This window comes from Bacillus sp. JJ1474, from assembly GCF_036965225.1.
In the GTDB taxonomy this organism is placed as follows: Bacteria; Bacillota; Bacilli; order Bacillales; family Cytobacillaceae; genus Cytobacillus.
On record NZ_JBALPC010000241.1, the window covers coordinates 8881 to 12556 of the forward strand.

At 36.2% G+C, this 3676-nt stretch carries 4 protein-coding genes; 1 reads left to right on the forward strand and 3 read right to left on the reverse strand.

What is annotated here, in order from left to right; translation table 11 throughout:
• Positions 1-33: 33 nt before the first annotated feature.
• Positions 34-426, forward strand: a complete 393-nt coding sequence (locus tag V7164_RS23335; protein WP_335355381.1) for a globin — start codon at positions 34-36, stop codon at positions 424-426.
• Between the two features lie 22 nt (positions 427-448).
• Here V7164_RS23335 and V7164_RS23340 read toward each other — a convergent pair whose 3' ends face one another.
• The 3 genes from V7164_RS23340 to V7164_RS23350 form a co-directional block, all read right to left on the reverse strand.
• Positions 449-1015 carry a glycerol-3-phosphate acyltransferase gene (locus V7164_RS23340; RefSeq protein WP_335345201.1) on the reverse strand — a complete coding sequence of 189 codons (567 nt, stop codon included), beginning with the start codon at positions 1013-1015 and terminating at the stop codon, positions 449-451.
• A gap of 134 nt (positions 1016-1149) precedes the next feature.
• Positions 1150-3318, reverse strand: a complete 2169-nt coding sequence (locus tag V7164_RS23345; protein ID WP_335345202.1) for a beta-propeller domain-containing protein — start codon at positions 3316-3318, stop codon at positions 1150-1152.
• Positions 3319-3459: 141 nt separating this feature from the next.
• Complete coding sequence (locus tag V7164_RS23350; protein ID WP_335346696.1) at positions 3460-3591, reverse strand: hypothetical protein; 132 nt, start codon at positions 3589-3591, stop codon at positions 3460-3462.
• Positions 3592-3676 lie beyond the last annotated feature (85 nt).

A 3676-nucleotide genomic window follows, 5' to 3' on the forward strand; every position in this document is an offset into this window, starting at 1 on the left:
AAGAATAAATGAAAATTGAAAAAGGTGATGAATATGGATTACAAAATTAATACCCTTTTTACTCAAATAGGCGGAGCAGAAACTATTGAGAAGCTTGTCCAAGTATTTTATCCACGTGTATATGCTGATCCCGACCTAAGCCCATTGTTTGAAGGAGATATGGAAGAAATCATGAGAAAGCAGCGGATGTTTCTATCACAATTTACCGGAGGACCCGCCCTTTATAGTCAGGAATTCGGGCCACCTGCTATGCAGCACCGCCATCTCCCCTTCGAAGTCACGCCACTGCGCGCTAAGTGCTGGCTTCGCTGTATGAAGGAAGCTTTTGAGGAAATTGGGCTTAATGAAAATCCTGCAGGTGCGGCTTTTTATGATCGACTAACACAGGTAGCAGGGATTATGGTAAACACTCCAGATTATGAATAAAATATAGTTTGCTAATGTAAGACTAAGTTTGCTTAATTTTTCTTAATAAGTTTTCTGAATGCGCAAAAATAAGAATGATAATTATTGCTGCTACTATCCATAAAAGTTCAATGGAATGGTAAAGATACGAAATAGAAAATGGTATCAGGCAAATGGCTGCAAGTCCTGCAATCGTAAAGCTTTTAGTAAAAGGGAAAAATAGTAAAAAACCAATGATAATGACCAGTGCCAGCAATGGCTCGAATGTAATGATTCCCCCGATAAAGGTTGAAATTCCTTTTCCGCCTTTAAATCGAAAAAGGATTGGTTTAATATGTCCGATTACAGCTAGGCTAAGGCCAGCCAGCATTTCCAATTCTGTAAATTGCAGATATCTTCCAATTATGATGACAATACTGCCTTTACATGCATCACCGAGAAATGTAATGACAAAAGCCTTTTTTCCATATAATCGTCCGATATTTCGTGCTCCTGGGTTTCCGGAACCTTGATTATGTACATTTCCTTTCCCAAAAAGCTTTAAAAAAATGTGAGCAGTCAGGATATTGCCGATAAAATAAGAGCCAATAAAATAAATTATTTGATTCATATGGATCTCCAGCCTTTTTTGATTGTTGGACTAGGAATCTAGCAGTCTAGTTCTGAATTATGTAAGAGATATATACTATATTATGGACAAGTATCATTGATTATTCAATAAAAATAACACCCAAAAAATGGGTGTTATTTTTTCAAGCTTAATTCCCCTTGCTGATGATACGAATTTAGATCGTATGATGATATTTTGGTTGGGGATAAGGCATATAGGGAGTTTCCAATATAAATAATCCGATTAATTTGATTCTCCCATTCCTCATATGGTGCTTGAGGATCCTGATGTGTTAATTTCGTTTGTAAGTGAAAGCCCGTTCTTAAATCAATGTTGTAAACAAATCCTCCTTGGAACTCAAATGTAGACTCATATTCACTATTTGGTTTGTTTTGATGAACGGTAATTGGAAAGGCAAAAAGATTTTTCTTTTTATCAAACAAGAGTGCTTTATGATCATGATTTAATGGTGAGTACGTACCTCTGCCTCCGATAATTTCCGTAAATTTCTCTTTCGGATTTGACATATCACTTACATCGAAAAGGGAAATTTTTACCCCATCCGTTAAAATGATTGGCTGATTACCGGGACCTTTCCCGCTTACCTTTGTATCATAACCAAAACCAATGAGATGATTTTCGTCAAATGGGTGCAGATAATTGCTGAAACCTGGTATTTTCAATTCCCCTAGAATCTTTGGATTCTTCGGGTCCTTTCCATCAATGACAAATAACGGATCCGTCTCTCTAAAGGTCACAATGTAAATGCGATCATTCATAAACCTTGCTGAATAAATTCGCTCTCCCCTTGCAAGATCCTCAAGTTCACCTACCTGCTTTAGATTTTCATCCAATATATAAAGATTATTCGCTGAAGGCCGCTTGTCATCCCAAACATAGCCCTTTGTCGTGGCAATGCGAAAATACCCAGCATATTCATCCATGGAAAACTGGTTTAATACCGTTCCCGGAACTTCACTCGAGCTATGAAATTCCACCTTCATGCCATCCACGTTAAATTTATAAACAGTTGTATCTGGCTGTTCAGATTTACCGTCTATATGTGGAAACCAATAATAGTTGCTGACCGCTATATAGAGATTATTTTTTGACATATAAAGATTATTGCCGCTGCCTAAATAGGTGGATACGGAAATTTTTTCAGTTGGTTTATCTAGATCAATTACAGCAATATTTGTGAAATTTGTTTCGCTCGATCCAGGAAAATACTGAATATGATCGAAATCAACTGGCTGCAAGCCTGGTTTCTCTAATGAATCGGAATACTTAGGGCGTATATCAATTTCTGGATTGTCTTTCAAGATCCAAACATCTGGATATTTATTAGCAATAAGATAGACTTTTCCATTCATAAGCCTAGATGAAAGCAGTGAGCCTTCCATTTCGAATTCTCTTATTTTTTTCGGTGTCTGTTTATTTTCAATATTGTATATAATGGCTTTCGTTGTTTCGTGTACAGGAGCAATGGCAATTTTGGCTATTTCTTTCTGTGTCGGGTACGGCATCTTCCCGTAGCTATTTCCTAAAATAATTAACTGATCCTCGTATATAAAAAGCTGGTAAGGAGAAAAAGAATGGTCAAATGATAGCACAGACTCTAATGTCATCTTATCGGAAGGAGCTGCTTTAATGATTTGGACCTTTTCGTCCACGACCTGATAAATATGCGAACCATCTGTTTTAACCGTATCTGCTTCATCGATTCCCTGAACCTGAACATTCGTTTCAGAATAATTAGACCCGCTTTTATCAGCTGCCGCACTTTCCTGTGAAGACTCCTTCACGCTAATTGAAAAACCTGTTTTATGTTTCTTCTCTTCTTCCTTTACACGATTTAATAATAATTCATTTAAGGCAGTTTTTGATTTAACTGAAGGAAGAGTGTCTTTTACTTCGAAGGATTGGCTCTTCCCAGAAAGCAGTTTTTTTCCGAGGGCAGATTTTATATCTGAGCTCAGATGCAAAGTATAATATTTTGCCTCTAATGAATATCCGCCATCAGGAGGTTCTACAATAACAGAGTTTCCCTCCTTACTGACATTCACTTTCACTTTTTGGTTTTGTCCCTTTTCATCTATCACATAAACCGTTTTTTCATTTACACTTTTTGGATCTAGTTTAGCGGAAAAGTTAAATTTCCAAATCTTATTCTGCAGGACAATGGTCTTATCATTTCTTGTATCCATCCCACTGACAACCTTTAATTGTGTAATGAGGAAAAATGAAAACATCACTGTTATAACTGTAAAAATTCCGCCTATAGTGAACCATTTTTTCTTCATTGCTGTCCCCCCTTTATAGCTTTTGACGAAATAGGATTCCCTTTAGTTACAATCACTTCCTTTTCATCCATAGATTTACTTCAAAATTAATAATAAAAAATATCCGCTCGATTTGAGCGGATATTTGATCTTTCTCATTATTCACCAGTCTTGTGTTCTTTCTAGCAATTTATCAATTTCAATTCGTCTGATTATATAGCTGAAATCACCTTCATCTGCCATTTCTTCGGTAGCATCTAACAGTTTATCAATATCGGCATTAATTAAAATCATAATCAGAACTCCTCTAAATATTATTTAATAGGTATTTGGATGTTTATTTTTATAAGAGCATTCGACATTATGAGAGATATTATGG

Bases quoted from the DNA above. Each gene is read 5' to 3' on its own strand.
- V7164_RS23335 (WP_335355381.1), top strand. From the start codon at position 34: ATGGATTACAAAATTAATACCCTTTTTACTCAAATAGGCGGAGCAGAA.
- V7164_RS23340 (WP_335345201.1), bottom strand. From the start codon at position 1,015: ATGAATCAAATAATTTATTTTATTGGCTCTTATTTTATCGGCAATATC.
- V7164_RS23345 (WP_335345202.1), bottom strand. From the start codon at position 3,318: ATGAAGAAAAAATGGTTCACTATAGGCGGAATTTTTACAGTTATAACA.
- V7164_RS23350 (WP_335346696.1), bottom strand. From the start codon at position 3,591: ATGATTTTAATTAATGCCGATATTGATAAACTGTTAGATGCTACCGAA.